Source organism: Mesorhizobium sp. CNPSo 4661 (assembly GCF_057784215.1).
In genome coordinates, this window is record NZ_JBWGIO010000006.1 from 245,848 (window position 1) to 271,248 (window position 25,401).

The 25,401-nt window shown below is 64.9% G+C and carries 23 protein-coding genes and 1 pseudogene; 12 read left to right on the forward strand and 12 right to left on the reverse strand.

The annotated features are described in order from the left end of the window. Window positions 1–31: 31 nt before the first annotated feature. The 3 genes from AC0YKC_RS11350 to AC0YKC_RS11360 form a co-directional block, all read right to left on the reverse strand. The gene (locus AC0YKC_RS11350; protein ID WP_488511098.1) at window positions 32–1,558 is read right to left on the reverse strand and encodes an ABC-F family ATP-binding cassette domain-containing protein; all 1,527 of its coding nucleotides are present in this window, start codon (window positions 1,556–1,558) and stop codon (window positions 32–34) included. Window positions 1,559–1,991: 433 nt separating this feature from the next. Beyond that, window positions 1,992–5,126 carry an excinuclease ABC subunit UvrB gene (uvrB, locus tag AC0YKC_RS11355; protein WP_488511099.1) on the reverse strand — a complete coding sequence of 1,045 codons (3,135 nt, stop codon included), beginning with the start codon at window positions 5,124–5,126 and terminating at the stop codon, window positions 1,992–1,994. 369 nt (window positions 5,127–5,495) lie between these two features. Continuing rightward, entirely contained in the window at window positions 5,496–6,749 is a 1,254-nt protein-coding gene (locus AC0YKC_RS11360) for a hypothetical protein (RefSeq protein ID WP_488511100.1), read from the reverse strand. Window positions 6,750–6,888: 139 nt separating this feature from the next. On the opposite strand from AC0YKC_RS11360, the gene AC0YKC_RS11365 reads away from it, so the two are divergent. Together AC0YKC_RS11365 and AC0YKC_RS11370 are read left to right on the forward strand one after the other, a co-directional pair. Continuing rightward, window positions 6,889–7,932: a CapA family protein gene (locus AC0YKC_RS11365; RefSeq protein ID WP_488511101.1), complete on the forward strand. Its 1,044-nt coding sequence runs from the start codon at window positions 6,889–6,891 to the stop codon at window positions 7,930–7,932. A gap of 81 nt (window positions 7,933–8,013) precedes the next feature. Next, entirely contained in the window at window positions 8,014–8,985 is a 972-nt protein-coding gene (locus tag AC0YKC_RS11370) for a DUF3137 domain-containing protein (protein WP_488511102.1), read from the forward strand. Here the strand turns inward: AC0YKC_RS11370 and AC0YKC_RS11375 are convergent. After that, on the reverse strand, window positions 8,892–9,440 hold the full coding sequence (locus AC0YKC_RS11375; protein WP_488511103.1) for a YegJ family protein: 549 nt from the start codon (window positions 9,438–9,440) through the stop codon (window positions 8,892–8,894). The genes AC0YKC_RS11370 and AC0YKC_RS11375 overlap by 94 nt on opposite strands. Window positions 9,441–9,650: 210 nt before the next feature. On the opposite strand from AC0YKC_RS11375, the gene AC0YKC_RS11380 reads away from it, so the two are divergent. After that, window positions 9,651–10,277, forward strand: a complete 627-nt coding sequence (locus tag AC0YKC_RS11380) for a hypothetical protein (RefSeq protein ID WP_488511104.1) — start codon at window positions 9,651–9,653, stop codon at window positions 10,275–10,277. Window positions 10,278–10,342: 65 nt separating this feature from the next. Here AC0YKC_RS11380 and AC0YKC_RS11385 read toward each other — a convergent pair whose 3' ends face one another. Continuing rightward, window positions 10,343–10,858 carry a hypothetical protein gene (locus AC0YKC_RS11385; protein ID WP_320293416.1) on the reverse strand — a complete coding sequence of 172 codons (516 nt, stop codon included), beginning with the start codon at window positions 10,856–10,858 and terminating at the stop codon, window positions 10,343–10,345. 130 nt (window positions 10,859–10,988) lie between these two features. Next, window positions 10,989–12,122 (reverse strand): hypothetical protein, encoded by a 1,134-nt coding sequence (locus AC0YKC_RS11390; protein WP_488511105.1) that lies wholly within the window; start codon window positions 12,120–12,122, stop codon window positions 10,989–10,991. 903 nt (window positions 12,123–13,025) lie between these two features. Between AC0YKC_RS11390 and AC0YKC_RS11395 the strand changes: the two genes are divergently transcribed. Further along, window positions 13,026–13,964 carry a diacylglycerol/lipid kinase family protein gene (locus AC0YKC_RS11395; protein WP_320293418.1) on the forward strand — a complete coding sequence of 313 codons (939 nt, stop codon included), beginning with the start codon at window positions 13,026–13,028 and terminating at the stop codon, window positions 13,962–13,964. Window positions 13,965–14,036: 72 nt separating this feature from the next. Here AC0YKC_RS11395 and AC0YKC_RS11400 read toward each other — a convergent pair whose 3' ends face one another. From AC0YKC_RS11400 to AC0YKC_RS11410, 3 genes are read right to left on the reverse strand one after another with little or no spacing between them, the layout of a single operon-like run. Next, window positions 14,037–14,957 carry an NAD(P)-dependent oxidoreductase gene (locus AC0YKC_RS11400; protein WP_320293419.1) on the reverse strand — a complete coding sequence of 307 codons (921 nt, stop codon included), beginning with the start codon at window positions 14,955–14,957 and terminating at the stop codon, window positions 14,037–14,039. Continuing rightward, window positions 14,954–16,165, reverse strand: a complete 1,212-nt coding sequence (locus AC0YKC_RS11405; protein WP_320293420.1) for a mandelate racemase/muconate lactonizing enzyme family protein — start codon at window positions 16,163–16,165, stop codon at window positions 14,954–14,956. Before AC0YKC_RS11405 ends, AC0YKC_RS11400 begins: the two co-directional genes overlap by 4 nt. Continuing rightward, window positions 16,162–17,778, reverse strand: coding sequence for a GMC family oxidoreductase (locus AC0YKC_RS11410; RefSeq protein WP_488511106.1), 1,617 nt, complete (start codon window positions 17,776–17,778; stop codon window positions 16,162–16,164). The genes AC0YKC_RS11405 and AC0YKC_RS11410 overlap by 4 nt, the downstream gene beginning before the upstream one ends. Window positions 17,779–17,966: 188 nt before the next feature. On the opposite strand from AC0YKC_RS11410, the gene AC0YKC_RS11415 reads away from it, so the two are divergent. Together AC0YKC_RS11415 and AC0YKC_RS11420 are read left to right on the forward strand one after the other, a co-directional pair. After that, window positions 17,967–18,362, forward strand: coding sequence for an acyl-CoA thioesterase (locus AC0YKC_RS11415; protein WP_320217521.1), 396 nt, complete (start codon window positions 17,967–17,969; stop codon window positions 18,360–18,362). 117 nt (window positions 18,363–18,479) lie between these two features. After that, window positions 18,480–18,698 carry a hypothetical protein gene (locus tag AC0YKC_RS11420; protein ID WP_488511107.1) on the forward strand — a complete coding sequence of 73 codons (219 nt, stop codon included), beginning with the start codon at window positions 18,480–18,482 and terminating at the stop codon, window positions 18,696–18,698. A gap of 154 nt (window positions 18,699–18,852) precedes the next feature. Here the strand turns inward: AC0YKC_RS11420 and AC0YKC_RS11425 are convergent, their stop codons facing one another. Next, on the reverse strand, window positions 18,853–19,221 hold the full coding sequence (locus AC0YKC_RS11425) for a winged helix-turn-helix transcriptional regulator (protein ID WP_320293423.1): 369 nt from the start codon (window positions 19,219–19,221) through the stop codon (window positions 18,853–18,855). A 90-nt stretch (window positions 19,222–19,311) separates the two neighbouring features. On the opposite strand from AC0YKC_RS11425, the gene AC0YKC_RS11430 reads away from it, so the two are divergent. Together AC0YKC_RS11430 and AC0YKC_RS11435 are read left to right on the forward strand one after the other, a co-directional pair. Continuing rightward, entirely contained in the window at window positions 19,312–19,917 is a 606-nt protein-coding gene (locus AC0YKC_RS11430) for an NADPH-dependent FMN reductase (protein ID WP_320293424.1), read from the forward strand. Between the two features lie 188 nt (window positions 19,918–20,105). Then, complete coding sequence (locus tag AC0YKC_RS11435) at window positions 20,106–20,471, forward strand: avidin/streptavidin family protein (protein ID WP_488511108.1); 366 nt, start codon at window positions 20,106–20,108, stop codon at window positions 20,469–20,471. Between the two features lie 18 nt (window positions 20,472–20,489). Here the strand turns inward: AC0YKC_RS11435 and AC0YKC_RS11440 are convergent, their stop codons facing one another. After that, on the reverse strand, window positions 20,490–20,645 hold the full coding sequence (locus AC0YKC_RS11440; protein WP_488511109.1) for a hypothetical protein: 156 nt from the start codon (window positions 20,643–20,645) through the stop codon (window positions 20,490–20,492). Window positions 20,646–20,822: 177 nt separating this feature from the next. Between AC0YKC_RS11440 and AC0YKC_RS11445 the strand changes: the two genes are divergently transcribed. The 4 genes and pseudogenes from AC0YKC_RS11445 to AC0YKC_RS11460 all read left to right on the forward strand — a co-directional run bounded on the left by AC0YKC_RS11445 (window position 20,823) and on the right by AC0YKC_RS11460 (window position 24,031). Beyond that, window positions 20,823–21,371 (forward strand): winged helix-turn-helix transcriptional regulator, encoded by a 549-nt coding sequence (locus tag AC0YKC_RS11445; protein WP_488511110.1) that lies wholly within the window; start codon window positions 20,823–20,825, stop codon window positions 21,369–21,371. Then, a complete protein-coding gene (locus AC0YKC_RS11450) occupies window positions 21,368–22,462 on the forward strand; it encodes an HlyD family secretion protein (protein WP_488511111.1) in 1,095 nt (364 codons plus the stop codon). The genes AC0YKC_RS11445 and AC0YKC_RS11450 overlap by 4 nt, the downstream gene beginning before the upstream one ends. Before the next feature lie 76 nt (window positions 22,463–22,538). Next, window positions 22,539–23,198: pseudogene (locus tag AC0YKC_RS11455) on the forward strand (MFS transporter); the annotation flags it as partial. Next, entirely contained in the window at window positions 23,156–24,031 is an 876-nt protein-coding gene (locus AC0YKC_RS11460; protein ID WP_488511144.1) for an MFS transporter, read from the forward strand. The pseudogene AC0YKC_RS11455 and the gene AC0YKC_RS11460, both read left to right, overlap by 43 nt. A 46-nt stretch (window positions 24,032–24,077) precedes the next feature. On the opposite strand, the gene AC0YKC_RS11465 is transcribed toward AC0YKC_RS11460, so the two are convergent. Next, entirely contained in the window at window positions 24,078–25,373 is a 1,296-nt protein-coding gene (locus tag AC0YKC_RS11465; RefSeq protein ID WP_488511112.1) for a glucoamylase family protein, read from the reverse strand. Between the last annotated feature and the right edge of the window lie 28 nt (window positions 25,374–25,401).

The following is a 25,401-nucleotide window of genomic DNA, read 5'->3' on the forward strand; positions in this document are numbered from 1 at the left end:
CCGGCGGTACCAGCCCAGCAGATATTGTCTCTCAGTTCGGCGTTTCGGCGACCGAGCGGAAGAACGCCTCAGGGTCGTCGATCTCGGTCAGCCGCCGCCTGTCGATCAGCCAGAAGCGGTTGCCGACGGCGCGGATGAAGGAGCGGTCATGCGAGGCAAGCAGACAGCTCGCCTGATGCTTCAGCAATTCGTCCTCCAACGCTTCCTGGCCGTCGATGTCGAGATGGTTTGTCGGCTCGTCGAGCAGATAGAAATTGGGATGGACGAGCCGGAGCACCAGCATCATCAGCCTCGACTTCTGTCCGCCGGACAGAGCGCCGATCTTCCGATCCTGCATCTCGATCGCGACGCCGGCGCCGGCGAGCAGCGAGCGGGCGCGTTGCTCGCCGACCTCGAAGCGGCGCGAGACCCTCGTAAGCGGCGTGTCGTCGCCATCGATACCCGACAGCGCCTGATCGCCATAACCGAGCACGGTCGACGGCGTCACCTTGATGTCCGCGACCGAACCCGGCTCGGCGATCGCGTCGCGGATCATCGCGATGAAGCGCGTCTTGCCGACGCCGTTGCGGCCAAGCAGCACGATGCGGTCGCCCTGGCAGATGTGGCGCTTGCCGGTCCTGAGCAGCAGCGTGCCGTCAGGGGTTTCGACCGCCGCGTCTTCCAGCGTGATCAGCACCTTGGCGTGGGTGCCGCGGTTGGCCAGCTTGATCGCGCCGGCAGAGCGCTCGCGATGCGCCGCCACGGCGGCATCCTCCAGCTTCTCGGCCCGCTCCTTGAGCTGCCTGGTCTTCACCGTCAAAAGGTCGCTGCCGGAATTGATGCCGATATTGTTGAGCTTGGCGGCCTGCTTGCGCAGCTGCTGGGCGATCTTGATGTCCCGCTCGAACTTGCGCGCCGTCGATGCGTCGAGCTCGTCGAGCGCCTGCCTGGCGCGGGAATAAGGCAGCGCGAACACCGGCGAGTCTTCGGGACGCAGGAACAGCGTGCGGTTGGTGGTGGCGTCGAGGAAGGCGCGGTCGTGGCTGGCGATGATCACCGGCACCTCGCGCGGCAGCGCATTGAGCCATGTTTCCAGCTGGCTGATCCTGACGAGGTCGAGATGATTGGTCGGCTCGTCGAGCAGAAGCACGTCCGGATCGGTGACCCAGACGCGCGCGATCAGTGCCAGCCGCTGCCAGCCGCCGCTCAGCGCGCGCATCGGCCGGGCGCGCATGTCTTCCGGCACTTCGAGCGAATCCAGCACGACATCGACGCGCCAGAGCTCGCTGTCGCGCTGCTCGGCCGGCAAGGCATCGGCAACGACGTCACGGAATCTGCGGCCGAGCAATGCGTTGGGGACAGACTGCTCGACATGGCCGACGCGCAGGCCGCGCGACCGGGTGATGTCGCCGAAGGTGACTTCGAACTCGCCGGCCAGGCATTTGAGAAGCGTGGATTTGCCACGGCCATTGGCCGCGACGATGCCGAGCCGGTCGCCGGCGCCGATGATGAGGTCGAGATTGGAGAAGAGCGGCGCACTCATGGTGACGCCGAGGGATTTGAGGCTGATCAGGGCCATGTCGATTTCTCTGGTCTGTCCGGAAAATCCGGCGAAATACACTTTGACGGCGCGCCGGCAGACCATCAGGCCAGGCTCAGCGACACCACGAAGGGCAGACCAAAAATCGAAGCGGGGGAAATTCCCGGACCGTCCTGGTCAGCCCTGCAAGCAAGCTCGCAGGGCGCAAATCGGGCCACGCTGACGATGGTGGTAATAGTTCACGCAGCCCTCCTTCAGGATGTTCGAGACGAGGGATGGGTACACCGGGGGAGGGGTTGGTGGCAAGGGCGCTTTACCTTCTCCCCTTGTGGGAGAAGGTGGCCGAGCGAAGCTCGGTCGGATGAGGGGTGTTCCAGGGAACGCAAACGTCTCACTCCGCTGGAACACCCCTCATCCGTCTCGGCGCTGCGCGCCGATCCACCTTCTCCCACAGGGGGAGAAGGAAAAGGCGCTACTGCCCCGGCCGCCCGGTCTTGCCCGGCCGTCGTTTCTGCCGGCGCTCGTCACCCGGGTCTTCGTAGGAACCGATGCCGGCGCGCTGGCGAACGATTGGTTTAGGGGAGTCGTCGCGTTCCTTCGCGCCCCCCTCTGTCCTGCCGGACATCTCGCCCATTTGGGGGGAGATCGGCTTTGGCTTCGCCGGCACTTTTCCCTCGACCGGCTTTTCCGTCCGGCGCACCGTCATTTCGTCGAGCGAGTTCTTGCGGAACAGCGGCTTGGTGCGATCGCCGGGAATGCCGAAATCGGAACCGTGCGCTTCGGACGCCGACTGTTTCTTGAACAGCGAGCGCGACACCGCGCCGGCCGGGGTTGTCATGTCCGTGCCTGGCCCCATGTCGTCGATCGACGGCTTGGCGAACAGCGGCTTCTTCACCGGCACGGCGCCGTCGGCGCCCATCTCGTCGAGATGCGGCTTGCGGAAGAGGTTGGGCCGGGCAGCCTTGGCCGCCTCCTCGGCGGCGCGGGCTTCGTCGAGTTGGCGGAAGCGCTCCTGTTCCTCGACCGTACGATGTTTGGCCACGCCCTTGTTGTGCTTGCCCTTTTCGCGGCCCGATGCGGGACTTTGGCTTTCCACCTCGCGCGCCAGCGGATCGTCGGAGATGGCAAGCTCCATCTCGCGCAACCGCTTGATCTCGTCGCGGACGCGCGCGGCCTTCTCGAAGTCGAGATTGGCGGCGGCGTCGCGCATCTGCTTGTCCAGCGCCTCGAGATGGGTTTTCAAATTGTTGCCGATCATGGCGCCGGCATCGTCGGTGAACTGCGAGATGTCGGCGCGGACATGGTCCTTCTCGTAGACCGAGTCGAGGATGTCGGCGATGCGCGACTTGACCGATTCCGGCGTGATGCCGTTGGCGGTGTTCCACTCCATCTGCTTCTCGCGGCGGCGGTTGGTCTCCGCCATCGCCCGCTCCATCGAGCCGGTGATCTGGTCGGCATAGAGGATGACCTTGCCGTCGACGTTGCGGGCGGCGCGGCCGATGGTCTGGATCAGCGAGGTTTCGGAACGCAGGAAGCCTTCCTTGTCGGCATCGAGAATGGCGACGAAGCCGCATTCGGGAATGTCGAGGCCTTCACGCAACAGGTTGATGCCGACCAGCACGTCGAAGGCGCCGAGGCGCAGGTCGCGCAGGATCTCGATGCGTTCCAGCGTGTCGATGTCGGAATGCATGTAGCGGACGCGGATGCCGTTCTCATGCAGGTATTCGGTCAGGTCCTCGGCCATGCGCTTGGTCAGCACGGTGACCAGCGTGCGATAGCCCGCCCGGGTCGTGTCCCGGATCTCGCCGACGACATCGTCGACCTGGCTCTTGGCCGGACGCACCTCGACCGGCGGATCGATCAACCCGGTCGGGCGGATGACCTGCTCGGCGAAGACGCCGCCGGACTGCTCCAGTTCCCAGCCGCCGGGCGTCGCCGAAACGGCCACCGACAGCGGGCGCATGGCGTCCCATTCCTCGAAGCGCAGCGGCCGGTTGTCCATGCAGGAGGGCAGGCGGAAACCGTATTCGGCAAGCGTGGCCTTGCGGCGGAAGTCGCCGCGATACATGCCGCCGATCTGCGGCACGGTGACGTGGCTCTCGTCGATGAAGATCAGCGCATTGTCCGGCACATATTCGAACAAGGTCGGCGGCGGATCGCCCGGCTGGCGGCCGGTGAGATAGCGGGAATAGTTCTCGATGCCGGCGCAGGAACCGGTCGCCTCCAGCATCTCCAAATCGAAGCGCGTGCGCTGTTCGAGCCGCTGCGCTTCCAGAAGACGGCCAGCCTTTTCAAGCTCTTGCAGGCGGTGCTTGAGCTCCTCCTTGATCGACTTGATGGCTTGATTCAAGGTCGGGCGCGGCGTCACATAGTGCGAGTTGGCGTAGATCTTGACGCTCTTCAGTTCGCCGGTCTTCTGCCCGGTCAGCGGATCGAATTCGGTGATCGACTCGATCTCGTCGCCGAACATCGAGATGCGCCAGGCCCGGTCTTCCAGGTGAGCCGGAAAGATCTCGATCGTGTCGCCGCGCACGCGAAACGAGCCGCGCACGAAGTTGATGTCCTGGCGCTTGTATTGCTGGGCGACGAGGTCGGCGAGCAGGGAGCGCTGGTCGAGCCGGTCGCCGACCTGCATCTGGAAGGTCATCGCCGTATAGGTCTCGACCGAGCCGATACCGTAGATGCAGGAGACGGAGGCGACGATGATGACGTCGTCGCGCTCGAGCAGCGAGCGCGTCGCCGAGTGGCGCATGCGGTCGATCTGCTCGTTGATCGAGGATTCCTTCTCGATATAGGTGTCGGTGCGCGGAACGTAGGCTTCCGGCTGGTAATAGTCGTAGTAGGAGACGAAATACTCGACCGCGTTTTCGGGGAAGAATTTCTTGAACTCGGCGTAAAGCTGCGCGGCCAGCGTCTTGTTGGGCGCCAGGATGAGGGCGGGGCGCTGCGTCTCCTCGATCACCTTGGCCATGGTGAAGGTCTTACCCGAGCCGGTGACGCCGAGCAGCACCTGGGTGCGGTCGTTCCGGTCGACGCCTTCGACGAGGTCCTTGATGGCGGTCGGCTGATCGCCGGCCGGCTCGAAATCCGATACCATCTTGATGGCGATGCCGCCTTCCGACTTTTCCGGCCGGGCCGGTCGGTGCGGCGTCCAGAGCTGGCCGTCCTTGTGCAGCGGATTGCCGGATTCGATCAACGCCGACAGTGCCGCGACGGTCGCGGTGACGCTGCTCGAGGAAACCGACTCGGCGTCCTCCAAGCTGATGTCGAGGCCGGCCACCGGGTTGAGGCCGGCAGCCGCGCGTTCCTTCGCCGACGCCGCGCCGCCCATCGAGGTGCCGCGCGCCGTGCGTCCGGGCGCCGAGGAACGTTCGGGTATCTTTTTCGGTGCTTTCGCCTTCGGCTGCTTCTCCGCCTCGCGCTCGATCTGCCCGGCCCAATCGGAGATCGAGCCGGTCAGCGGCGCGCCGGAAAACTCTGCCTGCGGCGCTTCGGCGAAGCCGCCTGGGTTCAGCGGTTCGGCGGCGTCGAGGAATTCGGTCAGCGGGTTGCGCCGCTTCGGCGCGCCGTCTTGCGAAGGCGTCTTCTTGTCAGGATGTCTGGCCATGACCCCGAATATGGGTGGACTCGGCCAAAATGGAAAGGGCCGAGTGATCGGGCGCCGGCCGAGCGCGGACGCTGCTGACAGAAGGCTGTCAGGAGAGACGTCATGACTTGGTGAGCCGGGTATCGTTTACCGCCGACGTTGCGGTCGCGGCAAGCGCCGCGGCGATGCTGCGTGTTGCAGGCCGCTATGGGCCACGAGCGCTATTGGTTGTCGCCACCTCGAGGATTGGGTTCCCGCCAGAGGCGGGGGAGAGGTGTCCGCGAAGCGGACGAAGAGGGGTCTTCGCAGGGCGCTCCCTCTCCGTCTCGGCTTCGCCGAGCCACCTCTCCCCCATTGCATGGGGGGCGCGGAACCCAGTCCTGCCATGTCTCAATTGAACCACAGCGCGAACGTCAAAAAGCCGGCGCCGCCGAACTGGCGCTGGATCTGGTCGAAATCGTCGCTGCTGAGGATCTTGCCGCTTTCGAGATAGGGCGCGATGCCGGGGCCGGTGATCGACAGCACCAGATCGAAGGGTTTCGGCTCGTCGAAGAAGCGCTTCATGTTGATGCCCTTGCCGGTGATGCGGAAATGCGGCAGCAGCACGCGGCCTTCGAGCAGGTCCTCGGCCACCGTCAGCGTGGCGAGCCAGGCCTGCACCTGTTCCTCGCCGACCTCGAGGCCGGTCAGTGGGTTGATGCCCTTCTGCTGTGGTCCCGGCAACCATTCGCGGTCGTTGTCGGTCTCGGCCAGGATTGCTTTCCAGTTCTCGCGCGACAGCCGGATCATCTCCAGCAGGTGGCGGCGCGCGGCCTGCCGGCGTTCCGGCTCGATCACCGGCCAGTTGACGAGATGCACCAACGAGATGAAGTCGGCGAAGCGCCATTCCGAGGCGAACATGTTGCCGCTCATGCCGCCGTCCGGCGGCACCAGTGCGTCCTGTAGCGGCAGTTTTGCCCGCGGGAAGAGCATGTGGAAGGAGCCGTCGAAGGCATTGCGGAAATCATGCGCCAGCCAGAAATCGGCCTGCGCCATCAGGAATTCGGCGTAGCCCTGCAGCCAGAAACCGTCGGCGCGGTCGAAGCGGAAGGTGAGCGAGGGCGCGGTATTGCTCGTGTCGATGCTGCCACGTGAGAGCGACGCCATGATGGCGGCGAAGCTTTCGTCCGGCGCGAGCTCGCCGTCCTCGTTGAGGTCGATGCCGACATGGGTGAGGTCGACGATCATGCCGATGTCGGCGTCGGCCGGCACGGAGCCGAGCGTGGCGGCGGATTTTTCGAGCCGGTCACGGAAAGCGACCAGGATGGCGCGGAATTCCTCGTAAGTCAGCGGTTCGGGGTTGGGATTGTCGGGCACGGGCAGCCGCATCAGCGGCAGCATGAAGGATTTCGGGCTCTCGAACCCGTGGCGATGCAGGCCGCCGGCGAGGAACTCAAGTGCGGTGAAGAATTCGCCGGCGCCGGCCGCATAGGCCGCTGCCGGGTCCTTGGCCGCTGCCGCCTCCAGCGTCGCCTGCGCAGTGTTCCGCTCGGCCACGCTTTTCGCTTCGAACATCGACTTGGCCGCGTCCGGCATCTCCGCCCAGGCGAAGGACGCCGGCAGGAACATCGACAGGGCAATTGCAAACACTGCTTTGAGCGACATCGTCATCGTCCTCCACTGCGCGGGCGCGGTGAGCATACACGTATTTTGGTCAGCCCGAGATATCTGCCGCGGGATCACTCGGCGGCCGGCTTCAACCGGCCCGTCAGACAGTCTACACAGGACAAAACTGGACGTGTCCGTGTCGAATTATCCGCTCTCCTACAAGCTGTCGTGGCTGCCTCGCCTGCTGAGACCGTCGCTTGCCGGCGACCGGAACGGTTTGGCAGCGCCCGCGGCGACGTTGATCGATCCGCAGCCCATGCGGAAGGCACGGGTGGCCTTCGTTGGCGACATTTCGGCGGTCGCCAATCGCGATGCGCCGGAATGCGATCCGGCGATCGCCGCGCTGCTTTCATCCGCCGACCTCGTGGTCGGCAATTGCGAAAGCCCGATCGTCGAACGCCCACATGCGGCAATGGGCACGTGGCTTGGCACGCATCACGCGATGAGCGAGCGTTTCCTGGCGCATGCGCTGAAAAATGCCGGTATCGCGCGCGACAGGCTCGTGCTGTCGCTGGCCAACAATCATGTGCTCGATCAGGGCATAGCCGGTTTCGAGGAAACGCTCGCGGCGCTCAGGCGGCTCGGGATTCGAACCATCGGCACGGTTGCGGGCGGACCGGTCCAGCGTCATGCCGCCGGACCGCTGGCGATCGGCTTTGCCGCCTTCACGCTCTGGCGCAACACGGACGCCGCGCCGTTCGAGGAGCGCATCTCGATGCGTGCGCCCGAATGGCCGCGCGACACTGTTGCCGGCATCGACCTCGCCTGCGCGGTGCCGCACTGGGACTGGGAGTTCCGGCACTTTCCACGGCCGGCGACGCGGGCGTTGGCGAGGCGGCTCCAGGATCGCGGCGCCCGGCTGATCGTCGGACATCACTCCCATGTCGTGCAGCCCGTCGGGCGCATCGGCGGCAGCGTGATCGCCTATGGTCTTGGCGATTTCCTCGGCACTGCCTTTGCCAGGCTGCCTTGGCCGGCACGCGTCGGCTCGATATTCGTCGTCGATGTCAGCGCCGATCCGGCCACGCGCGGCGCGATTGCCGCCTACAAGATGCATTTCTTCATGCGGCTGCGGGCAGGCAGCCATGAGCGGCTGGTGCCGTTCAAGGCCCTGGATGGCGCGCTCAAGCCGCGGGTCGCTGGCCGGCTGGAGACGATTTTTCCCACATCGGAAGCGTAGCCGCCTACCGCCGCGAGCGCAGGCGACTTTGGCGCAAAAGTCGCTATCATGGCCGCATCTCAGCGGCGGCCGGGGGTGGCCATGGAAGCAGCGGATTTCATGCCGAGCGAGGCGGTGATCGCGGGCATCAGGCGCGGCATCGAGGACTATGAGGCGAAACGGGCGTCGGCCCAGCGGCAGGTGCGCTGGCGGGTGCCGGTGTTCGTCGGCTTGGTCGTCTTCTTCGTCGCGCTCATTGCCTGGCTGTTCAACGCCGCCGCCGATCCCCACGAACAGTGGTTCTCGACGCCGCATGTCTTTCTCTACCTTGGCGGCATGGTCGCGGCGATGGTGCTCTATTTCCGGGCGCTGAGGCCGGCGACGCGGCTGCAGCAATCCTTCCGCGACACGCTGCTGCCGCTGATCTTCGGCTTCGTGCGCGATGTGCGCTACCAGCGCGGCGTGCGGCCGAACTCTTTCGACAGGATGCCGCGCGAAACCGTCGGCGCTTTCAACCGGCAGAGCTTCGACGACGTCATTTCCGGGCGCTACGAGGATTTTCCCTTCGAGCTCTACGAGGCGAAGCTCTGGGAGGGTTCCGGCAAAAGCGAGACGACCGCTTTCAAGGGCGTCATCGTCGCCTTCGAGACCATCGAGCCGTTCCCGGGCACGCTGGTCGCGGCGCGCAAGGCCGGCAAAGTGGTGCATTTCTTCCGCGGCATGTTCGCCAGCAAGATGCAGGAGCTGTCCTCCGGCGTCGAAGACCTCGATGCCACCTATGAATTCCGCACCGACAATGTCGAGGCGGCGCGGCCGCTGGTGACCGGCCGGATGGCGCAGGCGCTGACCTGGCTACGCGAGACATGGCCCTACGATCAGGCGCGGGTGGCGCTCAGCGGCAGCGACGGCTTTCTGTTGATGCCGCGATCGAAGAACTTCTTCGAGCTGCCGGATATTGCGCAGCCGATCGATTACACCATTCATGTCGCGCCGATGATCACCGATCTCGGCGCGATGCTGGCAACGGCGGCGCTGGTGCGCAAGATCGGCGCGAGGGACGAGGCGGCCGGGTAAGGTTCAGCAATCGAAGCCGTATGCAGAACGCAGGTTATCCGCCTCTTCCTTCGACATCTTCTTGAGCATAACGCAGACGGTAAGCTGCCGACCTGATGGCCGTTTTTGGTGTAGCCCCAGTCGGAAATATCGTCCCTGGTGAATTCGATGTTCTGGCCGAGGACGACGTTGCGGACGATTTCCGGTTCGTTCGCCAATATGCCGACGAAGCCGGTGTCGGTCCGCTTGAATGGTATGACCCAGAAATGCTCCGTCGCATTGCCGTCGACGATCATCACCTTCAGCTTGAACTTATCGGTTCCCGGCAGCGGAGCATCGGACAAAGCCAGGAATTCATCCAGGCCGGATCGCGCCTTCTCGATTGCCGCGGCCATCTCGGCGTCGTCCGAGGCGATCATCATGGCCTTGTCGTCGCTTTGCGCCCAAGCATGCAAAGGAGCGAGCGCCAGCAGCAAGCATAGCGCGATACGAATGGCAATTGTCATGACACCCCCCGGTCAAGGCCAATATCCTTGCGCATTATTTTCGAGCAATGTGTCGGCTTTATCAATCAGAGAACCGGCCCACGCCAATTGTCATCGGGGAATGATAAGGAAGCGGCTTCGGCTGCCGAAACGAGGCCGCCATCGAACGCGGTGATCAGAACTGCGCGGAGAGGACAGGATATGCGACTGAGATTAGCGGCAGCAGTGCTCGCGGTGATCGTGCTTTGCACCGGACCAACCCGTGCCGACGACCCGAAGGCGTTCAAGCTGACGATCGACGCCGTGACGGTCGACATCGATCCGGGCGAGGATATCGACGTGACGCTGCCCGGCGGCAAGACCAGCAAGGTGCGGATCGACCACAATGATTTCGCGACCTTCTCGGGCGGCACATTCTCCTTCGTCCATCCGAGCACCAATTCGGTCACCAAGACCGATCTTGGCGAAGGCATCGCCCAGTATCTGATGGCATCGGCGCTCGGCACCCTCGTCGTGGTGCAGAAATACGACAAGATGAACCCGGTCTCCCTCAACCAGCTGATGCTGCAGGAGATGACCAAGGAAACGGTCCAGGCGGGTGGACAGCTGACGCAGCGGGCGACGACCCGCAAGCTCGCCGACGGCAAGGAGTTGACGGGCCTCAAGGCCACCGTGAAGACGCGCACCGACAGTGCGGATTTCGAGATCGTCGGCTTCGGCACCGTCGATCAGGGGCTGCTCTTCATCACGCGCATCGGCGACCAGGACAACGCCACCGAACAGCCGCTGATCGACAAGTTCTGGGAGACCTTGAAGATTAAGCTGTAGGGCGCGTGACGATGTTCAGGTGAGGCCGGCTTAACTCGAGTCTCGACACGCCTTGTTGGACAGGCTCACAGCCCGGTCAGACCGGCCAGCCAGTTCGCCGAGCGCTTCGCCGCGTCCACCGTTGCGCCGGCGGCGCGGCTGAGATCGGTCTTGACCACGGCATAGCCGGCCGTGGTGCGGTAGAGCACGGCGCGTCCGCCATCGACCGACCCGTCGAAGGCCACGGGTTTCGCGGCCTCCGTTTCGCTGGCGGTCACCGTTCCACCGACCGGGGCGCTGGGGCGATGGTCCAGCTCGGGCGGCAGCGGGGCGATGGTTTCGACGACGCGGTTCCTGGGCTTCAGATCCGGCCTGGAGGCTTTCGCGGCAAGCTCGGACGACGAGGCCGAGCCCTTGACGCGGCAGATGCCTGAAACCAGCGGATAGTTGAAATTGCGCTGGTGCAGCATCTGGCTCTTCATCGCCGCCTCGCAGTCGGCGATCGTCGACCATTTGGCCGGCGTCTCGCCGATATATTCGCACAGCTTGGCGTCGCAGTCGCAGCCGACAATGGTCATGGCGACAAGGGCGGTCTTGATCACGGTCTTGTCCCTTCGAATTGCCTCCCAATCCCCAATCGCATCAACAAGGCGGGATTTGGCCGCGATTGTGAAATGTGGATGACGGGACGTTTCCGAAGGTTGCTCAGCCGGCCACTGTGACCGAAATGCCTCAGTCGTCGGCGTAAACATGTTCCAATTTGGCACCGGCCTTGGCCAGAGCCGGCAGGACCAAATGCAGCTTGCGCACGGCGACGGTCAGCGCGATGCGGCGCGTGTCGGGCGATACCGGGATCGGCTGGTTGAACAGGATGCGCGAGCCCTCGGGAGCGGTGATCTCCGCGCCCGCGGTCACCGTGATCATGATCTCGTCGTTGCCGCCGATCTCGACGAAGGAGATGCCCTTGTCGATGAGGCGCGGCAGCATCGCGGTAAAGGCCTGCGAGCGGCTGGTGACGAAGATGGTGCCGTCGCCGCCGAGATCGCGCTCGAGGAGCGTGTCCGGCTCGTTGCGCGCCGCCTCGCCGACCGGGCCCTTGGCCCAGACATGGATATCGGGCGGGCTCGGGTCGCCGGCGCCGGCCAAGGCCGATTTGCCGAGATCGGCGCCCCATTGCTTGACCGTGTCGGCCAGGCCGAAGGCGAGCTTGCGTTCGCTGGTGCGGATGGAGTCGTCGCCGGCTGCCGGCTCGACCGCAAACAAGCCGGCGCGCTTTTCGGCATAAGGAAAATCGGTCCAGGGTCCGGTGTCGAGAAAGGCGGCGTAGTCGGCGGCGACCCTGGCCTGGTAGATGTCGGCCGCGACGCGCTTGCCGGCGGTTGCCTCGGTCACCCGGCCGACCGTGTTCTCGTAGGCCCACTGGGTGGCGTAGTCGATCGTCAGGCCGGTGCCGATGAGCGTCGGCACGACGTAATCGAGGATGTCGATGCCGCGAGTGGAAGTCACACGGATGATCGTTGCGTAGTCCTGCCAGCAATGGCCGACATAGGCCCAATAGGGAAAGCCGCTCGGCTGATCCTTACCGACAAAGGCAGCGTAGTCGTGCGCAGCATGGACGGCCGCCCATTTCGGATAAGCGAGCCATGCCGCCTGCTCAGGCACCTGATAATCCCGTGTCGCCTGTCTCACCTTCGCGGCGAGCTGTGCCGGCGGAGCATGCTCGGCGATGCCGGGCAGTGGGGTCTTGTCGAGCGCCGGGGTGGTGAGAAAGCCGTAGGCCAGTCCCAGAACCGGGATCAGTACCACGAGAACGATCAGCCAGAGGATTGTCTTGATGAGCCGTCTCAGCCAGCGCAGCAGGAACATGTCAGGCCGCGCCTGGATCGAGGGGCCGGCATATCGGCATGCAAAGACCGGCACGGTCGGCGAAGATGCCGGCGACGGCAAGCTTGCGGATCAGCGGCATGAAGCATCCCCCTTCACGTCACGCTGAACGTTAGCCGATTTTAGCGCGGGGAACAGCCCGGTTGGGCAACAAAGGCGAAAGAGGTTCCCGGCGCGGGCGAGCCTCGCGCACCACTCGCCTGCCTGATGGCGCACGGCAGCGATCGGTGGGAAAGCTGTCCCAAAAAGACAGTTGGCGCTGGGATTTCTCCCAGCGCCTCCCTGTCAGATCAGGAACCGGTTGAGGCAGCAACTTCCGTAAAGTCGTCGCGCCAGGCCAGCCTTGATTTTGACGGTCCTGCCAGTCGCCACCCGAGGGCAGCTCCCGTTCCAGACCACGCCGATCTCCACCCTTGCGGGCTTCGCCCAGCGTGCCATCGAAGGTTTTTCCCGGCCTTCATGGCAGCATCGGTCCGCCGTCGGCGTTGGCACGCTTTCCGCGGCACCCGTAGGTCTCGGCATCCGTCCCTCCAACAGGCAAGCCTGCTCTCGTTCTGGGCCGTACGGGCCTCAGGAAATCCGCCTTGCGCTTTTGCCTTTCGGCTGGGGCGTTCAGTGGCCGCCTGAGATGGGTTCAACGTACGCCGGGTAAGGGGTTTGGGGAATGCCGGTGAGCCTGTGGATAGCGGGATTATCGGGGACCAATGGCAAAAGCCTCGGAATCCGCCGGCCGAACCCCTTAGACAGCCTGCCCCGCTTTTTTAGCAACCTTGGATGTTGGAGCCTTGCTCCGCCGCCCGGTCCGCGTTTCAATGCCGGCAAAAGAGTTTGGTCGCCAGAGCGGGTGCCGCCGCGTATTTGCGACGAGCCTCGGGGGAGGTCGGCTTGAAGGTCGGGGTGGTTCTCAATCCGATTGCCGGAGGCGGCAGGCTCAAGCGTCATTGGGCGGAGGCGGCGGCCTCGCTCAAGACGAATTTCGGCGATTTCGACCTGCGCGAGACGCAAGGCGGCGGCGACGCCGAGCGGCTGGCGATCGACCTTGCCGCCGGCGGATGCGACCTGGTGATCGCGGCCGGCGGCGACGGCACCGCCAGCGAGGTGGCCGACGGGCTGCTGCAGGCGCGGCAGGAGACCGGCCGCGAAAGCGCGCTTGGGCTCCTGCCGTGCGGCACCGGCATCGACTTCGCGCGCGGGCTTGGCCTGCCGCGCGGTATCGATGCGACACTGAAGCGGATCGCCGAGGCCGAGGGCCGCAAGATCGACGCCGGACGCATTTGCTACATCGACGACCATGGTGCGCTGGCCAGCCGCCATTTCATCAACATCGCCAGCCTCGGCCTGTCCGGCGCGACGGATCGCGCCGTCAATGCCGACAAGCGCAAGGGCAGGGCCTCGGCCAAGGCGCTGTTCTTCTGGCGCACGGTGCTCGAGTTCGTCCGCTACCGCTTCCAGGATGTCCGGATCACTATCGACGACGGCGAGCCGGTCGAGGCGCGCATGGCGCTGGTGGCCGTGGCCAACGGCAAATTCTTCGGCGGCGGCATGATGATCGCGCCGGACGCCGAGCTCGCCGACGGCCAGTTCGACATCGTCATCCTGCGCGCCGCCGGCAAGCTCGGCCTGATAAGGGACATCCGCCTGCTCTATGGCGGCCGGCATCGCAATCATCCGTCGATCACCATCCTGCGTGGCCGCAAGGTGCTGGTCGAGCCGCTCGGCGATATCGAGAAGAATAGCGCGCTGGTCGACATAGACGGCGAGTCGCCAGGCCGGATTCCAGCGACCTTCGAGATCCTGCCCGGTGCGCTGACGCTGAGAGGTTGAATCAACTGGCTGAGAGGCTGATTCAATGTTTGTGGTCAGGCGATTGAAATGGCTGGCTAAATTTTTGCCGGATTACAGTTCCAGCTTGGCTGGGAAGCCCGGCGCGCGAAGCTCCGTGCCGACCGCGTCTTCCAGCAGCTTGACGATCTTGGTCGACCAGGCATCGCCGCCATAGGCGCGCTTGCCCTCCTCGAAGATCGCGTTGACGCGTGACGCGAGATCGAGAGGCGCGCCGAAATCCCTGCCCATCGCGAGCGCGAAGCCGAGGTCCTTCAGCGCCAGGTCCATGGTGAAGCCGATGTCGTAGGAACCGTTCAGAATGAGCTGGCTCTCGGTCTCGTGGACGAAGCTGTTGCCGGAAGAGGCGGCGATGGCGTGATAGGCCTGGGCGAGGTCGAGCCCGCCCCGTTTGGCCAGCATCAGCGCCTCACCCGCGGCGACCAGATGGATGAAGGCCAGCATGTTGGTGATCACCTTGATCACCGCCGCCGAGCCGACCGGTCCCATCAGGAACGACTTCGCGCACATCGCCTCGATGGCCGGGCGATGGCGTTCGTAGAGCGCGGCGTCGCCGCCGACGAGCGCGGTGATCCTGCCCGCCGCCGCCAGATGCACGCCGCCGGTCACCGGGCATTCGAGCGTCTCGATGCCTTTTTTCGACGCAAGGGCGGCGAGCCGCAGGATCTCGTCGCGGCCATTGGTCGACATCTCGATCCAGGTGCCGCCGGCGGGCAGGCCCTGGAGCAATCCGTCGGGGCCGGCGAGCACCGCTTCACTGACCTTCGGCGAGGGCAGGCAGGTGATCGCATTGCCGGCACGGGCGGCCTCGGCGGGGCTCGCCGCCGCCGTGGCGCCGAGCGCGACGAGACGCTCGACCGCCGCCGGGTCGCGGTCGAAGACCGTGACGGCAAAGCCGTTGCGCCGCAGGCTGGCGGCAAGGTTGCCGCCAAGATGGCCAAGGCCGATGAAGGCGTAAGCGAGGCGCGCGGTCACGGCATCAGCGGCGTCTGCATCATCTGCAGATGCAGGTCCTTGCCGCTATAGGGATGGGCGTCGCAGACCTCCTCGTTGAGCTCGACGCCGAGGCCAGGCTCCTTCGACGGGATGACGTTGCCGTCCTGCCATTCGATCTTCTTCTTGAGCAGTTTTTCGTGGAAACCGTCCCACTGCCTGAGCGATTCCAGGATGAGGAAGTTGGGCAGCGTGACGGCAAGCTGGATGTTGGCTGCGCCGACGATCGGGCCGCAATAGCAGTGCGGCGCCACCTGGATGTGGTAGGCCTCGGCCATGGCGGCGATCTTCTTGGTCTCCAGAATGCCGCCGGAGCGGCCGAGATCGGGCTGCAGGATGGTGGCGGCGCGGTTCTCGATGACGCGGGCAAACTCGAACTTGGTCGTCAGCCGTTCGCCGGTGGCGATCGGAATGGACGTGCCGCGGGCGACTTGCGCCATTACCTCGGGCATGTCCGGCGGCACCGGCTCCTCGAACCAAAGCGGATCGTAGGGCTCGATGGCGCGCGCCATGCGCAGCGCGCCCGATGCGGTGAACTGGCCATGCGTGCCGAACAGGATGTCGGCGCGCGTGCCGACCGCCTCGCGGATCGCCTTGATCATGCGCGCCGACAGATCGATGTCGATCAGGCGCGGCTGGTGGCCGTCATAGGCGGTGTAGGGTCCGGCCGGGTCGAGCTTCACGGCGTTGAAGCCCTGCTCGACATATTCGAGCGCGCAGGCGGCGGCCATGTCGGGGTCGTTGTAGACGTTCCTGCCGCGTGCATCCTCCGAATGGACGCTGCCGGTGTGCGGATAGAGATAGGTGTAGGAGCGCAGCGTCTCATGCACCTGGCCGCCGAGCAGCTTGTAGACCGGCTTGCCGGCCTCCTTGCCGACGATGTCCCAGCAGGCCATTTCGAGCGCCGAGAAGCAGCCCATGCCGGAGACGTCGGGGCGCTGGGTGAAGCCGGACGAATAGGCGCGGCGGAAGAAATTCTCGATGTCGTGCGGATCGCGGCCGACGAGATAGCGTTCGGCCATGTCCTCGATCATCCTTGCGGTGACGTGCGCGGAGAAGGTCGCGTTGTAGGCTTCGCCATAGCCGACCACGCCGCCATCGGTGGTGAGCTTGACGAAGATGAAATACTTGCCGCCGATGCCGGGCGGCGGGTTGCCGACAACCCAGGTCTTCACATCAGTGATCTTCATGTGTGGTCCTCCAGAACCAGGTCGGCGCCTTTCCATCCGGTCAGGATCGAGGCGGCGTTGGTGTTGCCCGTGATGTTGTCGGGGAAGATTGAAGCGTCGATGACGCGCAAGCCGTACAGCCCGTGAACCCTCAGCCGCGGATCGACCACGGCGCGCGACGCGTCCGGCCCCATGCGGCAGGTCGAGACCGGGTGATAGACGGTGCCCGAGCGCTTCCTGAAATCCTGGATCAGGTCGGCGTCCGACTGTATCGAGGGGCCGGGCAGAACCTCTTCCTCGATGATCTCGGCCATGGCCGGCATCGCGGCGATCCTGCGCACGAACTTCACCGCCGCCAGCATCTCGTCGACATCGGCATTGGTCGAATAGGCGTTGGGGGTGATCCTCGGATAGTCGCGCGGATTGTTCGAGCGGATCATGATCTCGCCGCGGCTCGATGGCCGGCAGTTGGACAGGCCGATCGAGAAGCCCGGCCAGGGGTCGGGCGTCAGGATAGGACGCTCGCCGCTCTTCGGGATGACGGTCGAGAAGGCCTGGAAATAGAGCTGCATGTTCGGCCGCGTCATCGACGGGTCGGTGCGGAAGAAGCCGCCGGCATTGTTCATCGACAGCGACAGCGGACCAGAGCGCAACAGGATGTACTGCATGCCGACGAGCAGCTTGCCCCACCACGGCCGCAGGATCTGGTTGAGCGTCGGCAGCTTGCCTTTAAAAGTGTAGTTGATGCCGACATGATCCTGCAGATTGGCGCCGACATTGTCGTTGGCGTGGACGACCGGGATGCCGAGATCGCCGAGCAGTGCCGCGGGGCCAATGCCGGACATTTGCAGGAGTTGCGGCGAGTTGACCGCGCCGCCCGAAAGGATCACCTCTCGGCCGGCGCGCGCGGTCTTCTTCTCGCCGTTCTGCTCATATTCGACGCCGACGGCGCGCTTGCCCTCGAACAGGATCTTCGTCGCCAGGGCATTGGTCTCGACGCGGACGTTGCCGCGTTTCATCGCCGGCCGCAGGAAGGCGCGGGCGGCGGACATACGGCGGCCGTTCTTCGTCGTGATCTGGTAGACGCCGACGCCTTCCTGGGAGGCGCCGTTGAAGTCCGGATTGAGCGGCAGCCCGGCCTGCTGGCCGGCGGCAAGATAGCGCTTGGTCAGCGGGTGCACCGCGTCGGTGCAGTCGGTGATGTGCAAGGGGCCGCCGACGCCGCGCCACTGGTCGGCCCCGGCCGCATTGTCCTCCATCGCCTTGAAGGAGGGCAGAAGATCGTCATAGGCCCAGCCGGGATTGCCGGCGGCGGCCCAGGCGTCGAAATCCTCGCGCGCGCCGCGGATGAAAACCATGGCGTTGATCGAGCTCGAGCCGCCGAGCAGCTTGCCCCGCGGCCAATGATCGGCATTGCCGGCGAGGCCGGGATCCGGCTCGGTCTTGTAGTTCCAGTTGACGGCCGGGTCGAAGAAGGTCTTGCCGTAGCCGAGCGGCATCTGGACATAGAACCTTTGATCGGTTCCGCCGGCCTCCAGCACGAGTACCGAGAAACGGCCCGACGCCGACAGCCTGTCGGCAACGACCGAACCGGCCGAACCGGAGCCGACGACGATGAAATCATAAGTCTGCATGGTGGAAAGGCGGGCTCCGCAATGTCGGGCTTACCCTAGACATTGCCGGCTTGCGGCGTCGCCGTGGCTTCCGGCATGGCTTGTGAAAAAAGCGACCGGCGACGTGGCGCACATTTCGCTTTCAGCAGAGCTTGCGACATGGCAGTCGCATTGCTACGCAACAGCAACTGACCTCCAAGGATTTCGCCATGGTGCATTACGCGGACGGAAAACCCCTCGGCGATCTCACTTTGAGGACGCTCGCCATGCCCTCCGACGCCAATGCCGCCGGCGACATCTTCGGCGGTTGGGTGATGGCGCAGATGGACCTTGCCTGTGGCATCCGCGCCGCCGAGCGTGCCAAGGGCCGCGTGGTCACCGCCGCGGTCAAGGAGATGTCCTTCGCCAAGGCGATGAAGATCGGCGATACGCTGTGCATCTACACCCATGTCGAGCGCGTCGGCCGCACCTCGATGGTGCTCAAGGTCGAGGCCTGGGCGCAGCGCTATCTTTCCGACCTGATGGAGAAGGTCACCCATGCCGATTTCGTCATGGTGGCGCTCGACGGCGAAGGCAAGCCGAAGCCGGTTCCGGCCGAGAGCTGACGGGATACCGATTCTCCCAGGCTGGCCGTTTTGTAACAACGCCCGCGCGGGAGATGCGCTTCGCGACATCCAATGGTTGCCTTCGCGCCCCAGTTTGTGGGCGCGGGGGGAAAGACAATGCGTCAACATATGCTGAACGGCTGGCTCGTGGCAGCCCTTATTGCTCTGGTCTGCCTGCTCGGCATAACGGCCTATATGGAGGTCAGGAAAGACCTTCCACGCGTCGCCTGCATGCCGGATCACGCGGTAGCCGGCAAGAGGACCGCACAATCGGAAAGCTGCTCGACAGCGTGCTGCGGCGGCACCGCTCCAAACGCCTGGTCGGTGGCCGGCTAAAGACGGTCATCCTTGTCGAGGCGGTTGCGCGCAGACGCCGGCGAGGCTGGCGGCGTGGCCGCGGCGGATCCGATCAAAGCCGAACGCGAGACAGGGCCGGCGCCCAGCCGCACGGTTCATCCAATGGTTCAGAAACCATTGAACTACAAGGGTTTCAGGCCTGCTGGCTGTCGAATTTCGCGCGCGCTTCGCGGACCCGATTGGTGTTCTTGCGCGCCCATTCGCCGAGCGCGCCGACCGGCACGAGCAGTTCGTGGCCGAGCTCTGTCAGCTCGTAATCGACACGCGGCGGAATGGTCGGAAACACTTTTCGCGTCACGAAGCCATCACGTTCAAGACCGCGCAAGGTGGTGGTCAGCATCTTCTGCGAAATGCCGCCGACGGCGGCGCGCAATTCGTTGAAGCGCAACGCCCCGTCGCCCAGCTTGCCGACGACGAGGACGGTCCATTTGTCGCCGACCCGTTGCAGGATCTCCGACACGGCACGGCAGTCCTCGGTGATGTGCGGGTGCCTCAGTAACAAAAACGTGCCTCCTTGCGCGCCGATTTGTCAGTATCACATATAGCGCCGGTATCCAAACGATACCAGAAATTCCCGCAAGGAGAGCCCCTTATGTCCAAGCCCAAAATCGCCATTGTCGTCGGTTCGACGCGCGCCGCCCGCTTCGCCGACGTGCCGACGCAGTGGATCGCCAAGATCGCCAAGTCGCACGCCGATATCGACGTCGAGATCGTCGATCTGCGCGACTGGCCGCTGCCCTTCTTCGACGAGGTCGCTTCCTCCGCCTGGGCGCCGTCGCAGAACGAAGTGGCGCAGCGCTGGCAGAAGAAGGTCGCCGAGTTCGACGGCTTCATCTTCACCGCCGCCGAATACAATCACGCTCCGACCGGTGTCCTGAAGAACGCCATCGATTACGCCGCCAATGAATGGAACAAGAAGCCGGCTGGTTTCGTCGGCTACGGCTCGGTCGGCGGCGCGCGCGCGGTCGAACAGCTTCGCCTGATCGCCGTCGAGCTGCAGATGGCGCCGGTCAAGTCGGCCGTTCATATCGCCTGGGGCGATTTCCTTGCGGTGCGCCAGGGCGAGAAGAAGCTCGAGGACCTCGAGCACCTGAACCAGTCGGCCGCAGCACTCGTCAACGACGTCGCGTGGTGGGCCAAGGTGCTGAAGGCGGCCCGCGCCGCCGACGCGATCGCCGGCGAAGCCCAGGCCGCCTAAACGGTCGATAGAGTTTATCCTCCCAGTGGAAAAGGGGCGGCGCCAGCACCGCCCCTTTTCAATTTGCGAACCAAGCTGCCTGCCTTGCTTGGTCCCGGCCACGTTTTGGCGGTCACTTGACCGCCCGGGACGGCGCGTTAGATGCAGGCCCGAATCCGCCGAAGACGATATAGTCGTGGAGGAGCGAAATGCCTTGGCTTGGCAGATGGCGTAATCAATATGGGTCCGTCCTCGACATAACCGGCGAGGACGGCGGCTGGATCGAAGGCACGTTTCGCACGGCGCTCGAAGACAGCAGCTTCTATGGACAAACGGTGCCGATACTCGGCATCGCACATGGCGATGTGATTGGAGTGACTGCCGCCGGCGAGGGTACGGCCGGCCCCGCCGCGGTGAGCTACACCGGCATATTGCGGGACGGCAAACTGGAGACGATGTGGCTGACGGTGGCGGGCAGCACCATCACCGGCAAGGAGGGCGAAACCGCTTCCCGCAAGCAAGTAGGAACCTGGCGCGCCTTCGGCACCAGCCTCGACACCTTCGTCCGAGAATAGCCAAACAGCCAGCATGCACTAAGCGCCGTCCTCGCGCTCCACTATCGCGCGATCGTTGTTGGCGATCAGTTCGCGCCTTCTGCGGCATGTACATGCCGAAATTTGCGTGATGTCTACGCCAAGCCTTTTGATCGCCAGAAATGGCGCCATCGTCCGCAGCGTATGGTTGACCAAGCCGTCTCTCCGCTGACTCAATCTACGCGATGAAACCTCATGCTTCTCTCCGGCAGGCCCGGAGGCGCCGCTCACGACTCTGTGTCGGCCCAGATCCCAAGTCGCGCTGTTTGGTGACTTGCATTATGCAACTAACTAGGCTAGTTGTGACTTGCATCTTGATAGTGAGTCACGAAAATGGTTGCCAGGACAAGCTTCGAAACGCGCCCATGCCCCATAGCCCGCAGCCTCGACGAGGTTGGCGAATGGTGGAGCATCCTGTTGCTGCGCGACGCCTTCCAGGGCCTGACGCGCTTCGACCAATTCCAGAAGAGCCTGGATATCGCCCCCAACATCCTGACGCGGCGGCTAAACAGCCTGGTCGAGCGCGGGCTGTTCGAGAAACGCGCCTACTGCGAGCGGCCGCTTCGTTATGAATATGTGCTGACGGCCAAGGCCCGCGATTTCCGGCCGGTGCTGCTTACGCTGCTTGCCTGGGGCAACAGGCATCTGGCGCCCGAAGGTCCGAGCCTTGTCGTGGTCGACACGGCGGATGGGCGCTGGGCCGATCCCGTTCTGGTCGACCGGGAGACCGGCAGGGAGCTCGACGGCGGTGGCTTCACCATGGCGACAGGACCCAAGGCGAGCGACCGCATGCGGCAGCGCTACCGCTTCAGCAGCGAGGGCTCGGGCCTGCCGCTTGTGGAGAACGCTGCTGGCGGCGAGGAAGAGGCGAGAAGCAGATGAACAAGGCTCTTTCCCCGGCCGAATTGCAGGCCTCCGTCGTTGATGTCCCGAAGCCGGCCAGGAAGCGGCGCAAGCCGGTGCTGCTCGGCGCAGCGCTGATCGCGATCGCTGCCGCCGGATGGTACGGCGCCCAGTGGTGGCAGGCCAACCGCTTCCTGGTGACGACCGACGATGCCTATGTCGGCGGCAACGTCACGCCGCTCGCGCCGCGGGTCGCCGGGCATATCGACCAGGTGCTCGTCGAGGACAACCAGCATGTCAACGCCGGCCAGCCGGTCATCCGCATCGACGACAGGCCGTTCAAGGCGGCGCTGGAACGCGCGCAGGCATCGGTGCAGCAGAAGCAGTCGGCGCTCGACAACCTGCGCGCCCAGGTCTCGCTGCAGAACTCGCTGATCGAGCAGGCCAGCGCCGATCTCGAGGCCAAGAGCGCCGCCGCCGCGTTCACTGCGCAGGATGCCAAGCGCTACGCGGTGCTTGCCAGCGCCAGGACCGGCTCGCAGCAGGATGCCCAGAAGAGCGCCGCGGCCGACGGCCAGGCGCAGGCATCCGTCGCCGCCGCGCGGGCCGCGCTCGCCGCATCCAGACAACAGCTCGATGTCCTCAGCACCCAGATTTCGGAAGCGACCGCGGAAGTCGCGGCCGCCAGGGCGGATCTCGACACCGCTCAGCTCGACCTCGGCTTCACCGAAATCCGCTCGCCGATCGACGGCATCGTCGGCAACAGGCTGGCGCGGGTGGGCAGCTATGTCTCTCCCGGCAGCTATCTGCTGACCATCGTTCCTGCATCGGGCCTGTGGGTCGACGCCAATTTCAAGGAAGACCAGTTGCGCGCGATGACCGACGGACAGGCCGCCACCGTCTATGCCGATGTCGCGCCCGACCAACCGCTCAAGGGCCGCGTCACCAGCCTTGGGCCGGCCACGGGAGCGATCTTCAGCGTGATCCCGCCGCAGAATGCGACGGGCAACTTCACCAAGATCGTCCAGCGGGTGCCGGTCAGGATCACGATCGACGCCGACCAGGCGGCCAAGGTCGCGCTGCGGCCAGGCCTGTCGACTGTCGTCACCGTCGACACCGGATCGCATTGACGGCGCCATGTCAGCGCCGGCCGCCCCGCAATCCTTCTTCGCCAGCATCCTGCCGTTCATGGTGATGTGCGTGGGGATGTTCATCGCGCTGCTCGACATCCAGATCGTCGCCTCCTCGCTGCAGGATATCGGCGGCGGGCTGTCGGCCGCCCAGGACCAGATCGGCTGGGTCCAGACCTCCTATCTGGTGGCGGAGATCATCGTCATCCCGCTGTCGGGCTGGCTCACCCGCGTCTTCTCGACGAGATGGCTTTTCACCATCTCGGCGGCCGGCTTCACGCTGGCCAGCATGCTGTGCGGTTTCGCTTGGAACATCGAAAGCATGATCGTGTTCCGGGCGCTGCAAGGGCTGCTCGGCGCTTCGATGATCCCGACGGTATTCACCTCGTCCTTCCACTATTTCCAGGGCCCGAGGCGCGTCTATGCCGCGGCGGTCGTCGGCAGCATCGCCTCGATCGCGCCGACGCTCGGCCCCGTCATCGGCGGCTGGATCACCGACACCTTGAACTGGCACTGGCTGTTCTATGTGAACGTCGTTCCCGGCGCGATCATCACGGTCCTGGTCGCGCTGCTGGTCAGGATCGACAAGGCCGATCCGTCCTTGCTGAAGGGCGCGGACTATATCGGCATGGCGCTAATGGCGGTCAGTCTCGGCACGGCGGAATACGTCCTGGAGGAGGGTTCGCGCTGGAACTGGTTCGACGACGCCACGATCCGCAACGGCGCCGTCGTCGCCGTGGTGACGCTGGTTCTGTTCGTCGTGCGCAGCCTGACCTATGCGCAGCCGGTGGTCGACTCCGCGCCTTCGGCAACCGCAACTTCGCCATCGGCTGCTTCCTGTCCTTCATCACCGGCATCGGCATCTTCGCCACGATCTACCTGACGCCGCTGTTCCTCGGCTATGTGCGCGGCTACAACGCGCTCGAAACCGGACTGGCGGTGTTTTCCACCGGCGTCGCCTCGATGGTGGGCGTCCCGGTCTACATCTTCCTCGCCAAGCGCTTCGACACGCGCTGGCTGATGATGTTCGGGCTGGCGTCCTTCGGCGCGTCGATGTGGAGTTTCAGCGCCATCACCAGCCAGTGGGGCTCCGCCGAGCTCCTCATCCCGCAGCTGTTCCGCGGCTTCCCGCAGGTCTTTGCCGTGGCGCCCAGCGTCAATCTCGGGCTCGGCAGCCTGCCGCCGGACCGGCTGAAATATGCCAGCGGGCTGTTCAACACGATGCGCAATCTCGGCGGCGCGGTCGGCATCGCCATTTGCGGTGCGATCCTCAACAACCGGACCAACTTCCATTTCCTGACGATCGCTTCGCACCTGACGCCGCAGAACGAAGCCGCCATGCGCATGGTCGACACCGTGGCGCAGCGCTATGGACAGTTGCCCGGCGCCATCGACGACGGCCACGCCGCCGCGCTGAAGCAGCTTTGGCAGCTCGCCTATCGCGAGGCCTCGACGATGGCCTATGCCGATGCGTTCCTGGTCATCATGGTTGCGTTCGTCATCGCCACGGCGCTGGTTCCGTTCCTGCGCAACGTGACGCCGAAGGCGCCGCCGCCGGACGCGCATTGAGGCCGCCGTTGCGATAAGGTGTGGATCGGCATTGCTGTGCTTGCACCTACAGCCAGCCGCCCGAAAATCCGGCCCGCCGCAGGCCCGTGGCTATAGCCGGCACGCCGCGCATCAGTCGCCACAGGAAGTCCGACCGGTAATTCTCGATCATCAGCGCGATCGGCCCCTGGTTGATGCCGACATGGTCCGGCGAGACCCAGCCGCAGGGCCGGCCGCCGGCGTCGGCAATCGTCGGGTTGAAGCTTGCGGTGAAGCCGTAGGGATTGCCGTCATGCAGGTCGATCTCGTGGAAGTAGCGCAGCGTCGGTAGCACGATCTCCGGCGCAAAAGGCAGTGATGCGATCGCCGCCCAGGGCGACAGCGTGCCGTCATCGGGACCGAAAGGCGCGCCGCGCGCCAGGTAAGTGAAGAAGCGGCGCCCGCCGGCCCGGCTCTGTTGCGGGCCCGGCCCGTCGCTGGCCGTGATGCCCCAGCAATTCTCGCCGTAGCCGACGAAGCCCTTGGGGTTGCGGATGGCATAGTCGCGCTGCAGAAAGGTCGCCTGGCGGCTGTTCTCGAAATAGTCGCTGCCGACATTGCGCATGAAGGCGTCGCGAATGCCGCGAAAATCGATCCAGATATGCGAGAACTGGTGGATGAAGAGTGGACCGGCATAGGCTAGGTCCCGGCCGTAGATCTTCTTCCATTTGTAGCTCGACAGCCAGGCGGCGTAGCTTTCGGGCGGCAGCGGAAAAGTCGGCGAGCCGAGGCCCAGCATGTAGAGGATCAGCGCCTCGTCATAGCCTTCCCAACGGTAGCGCAGGAAGCCTTTTTCGGGCCGCCAGCCATGGGTGACGGTGGCGCCGCCATTGAGCGCCCAGCTCCAGTCGGCGCGGCGGTAGAGCGCATCGGCGAGCCGGCGGATCTCCAATTCGAACTCGTCGTCGGCATCGAAATAGGCGCCAGCCGTCAGGGCACCCGCAAGCAGAAGCGCGGTATCGATGGTGGACAATTCGCAGTTCCAGACGCGGCGTCCGGTCCGCATGTCGAGGAAGTGATAATAAAAACCCTTGTAGCCGGTGACGTCGGGCTCCGGCCCGTGCGGCGCGTTCCAGAAGAAGCGAAGCGTGGCGAGCGTCCGCTCGACCGCGGCAGAGCGCGTCATGAAACCGCGCTCGACGCCGACCGGGTAGGACGACAAAGCAAGGCCGACGGCGGCTATGCTGGCCGGCGATGCGGCGGTGTTGCGGTCGGCGACCAGGCCGTTGACCGGGTTCGCCTCCTTCAGAAAATAGTCGAAGGACAGGCGCTGGATGTCCGAAAGAAGCTCGTCGTTCAGCGCGTGGTCGCTCGATGCATCCATGGTTGCCGATATAGACGCTTTTGCAGCG

Coding starts and splice junctions, on each gene's coding strand:
- AC0YKC_RS11415 (WP_320217521.1), top strand. CDS start 17,967: ATGGTGCATTACGCGGACGGAAAACCCCTCGGCGATCTCACTTTGAGG.
- AC0YKC_RS11420 (WP_488511107.1), top strand. CDS start 18,480: ATGCGTCAACATATGCTGAACGGCTGGCTCGTGGCAGCCCTTATTGCT.
- AC0YKC_RS11430 (WP_320293424.1), top strand. CDS start 19,312: ATGTCCAAGCCCAAAATCGCCATTGTCGTCGGTTCGACGCGCGCCGCC.
- AC0YKC_RS11435 (WP_488511108.1), top strand. CDS start 20,106: ATGCCTTGGCTTGGCAGATGGCGTAATCAATATGGGTCCGTCCTCGAC.
- AC0YKC_RS11350 (WP_488511098.1), bottom strand. CDS start 1,558: ATGGCCCTGATCAGCCTCAAATCCCTCGGCGTCACCATGAGTGCGCCG.
- AC0YKC_RS11445 (WP_488511110.1), top strand. CDS start 20,823: ATGGTTGCCAGGACAAGCTTCGAAACGCGCCCATGCCCCATAGCCCGC.
- AC0YKC_RS11390 (WP_488511105.1), bottom strand. CDS start 12,122: ATGTTCCTGCTGCGCTGGCTGAGACGGCTCATCAAGACAATCCTCTGG.
- AC0YKC_RS11450 (WP_488511111.1), top strand. CDS start 21,368: ATGAACAAGGCTCTTTCCCCGGCCGAATTGCAGGCCTCCGTCGTTGAT.
- uvrB (WP_488511099.1), bottom strand. CDS start 5,126: ATGGCCAGACATCCTGACAAGAAGACGCCTTCGCAAGACGGCGCGCCG.
- AC0YKC_RS11405 (WP_320293420.1), bottom strand. CDS start 16,165: ATGAAGATCACTGATGTGAAGACCTGGGTTGTCGGCAACCCGCCGCCC.
- AC0YKC_RS11465 (WP_488511112.1), bottom strand. CDS start 25,373: ATGGATGCATCGAGCGACCACGCGCTGAACGACGAGCTTCTTTCGGAC.
- AC0YKC_RS11360 (WP_488511100.1), bottom strand. CDS start 6,749: ATGTCGCTCAAAGCAGTGTTTGCAATTGCCCTGTCGATGTTCCTGCCG.
- AC0YKC_RS11410 (WP_488511106.1), bottom strand. CDS start 17,778: ATGCAGACTTATGATTTCATCGTCGTCGGCTCCGGTTCGGCCGGTTCG.
- AC0YKC_RS11380 (WP_488511104.1), top strand. CDS start 9,651: ATGCGACTGAGATTAGCGGCAGCAGTGCTCGCGGTGATCGTGCTTTGC.
- AC0YKC_RS11370 (WP_488511102.1), top strand. CDS start 8,014: ATGGAAGCAGCGGATTTCATGCCGAGCGAGGCGGTGATCGCGGGCATC.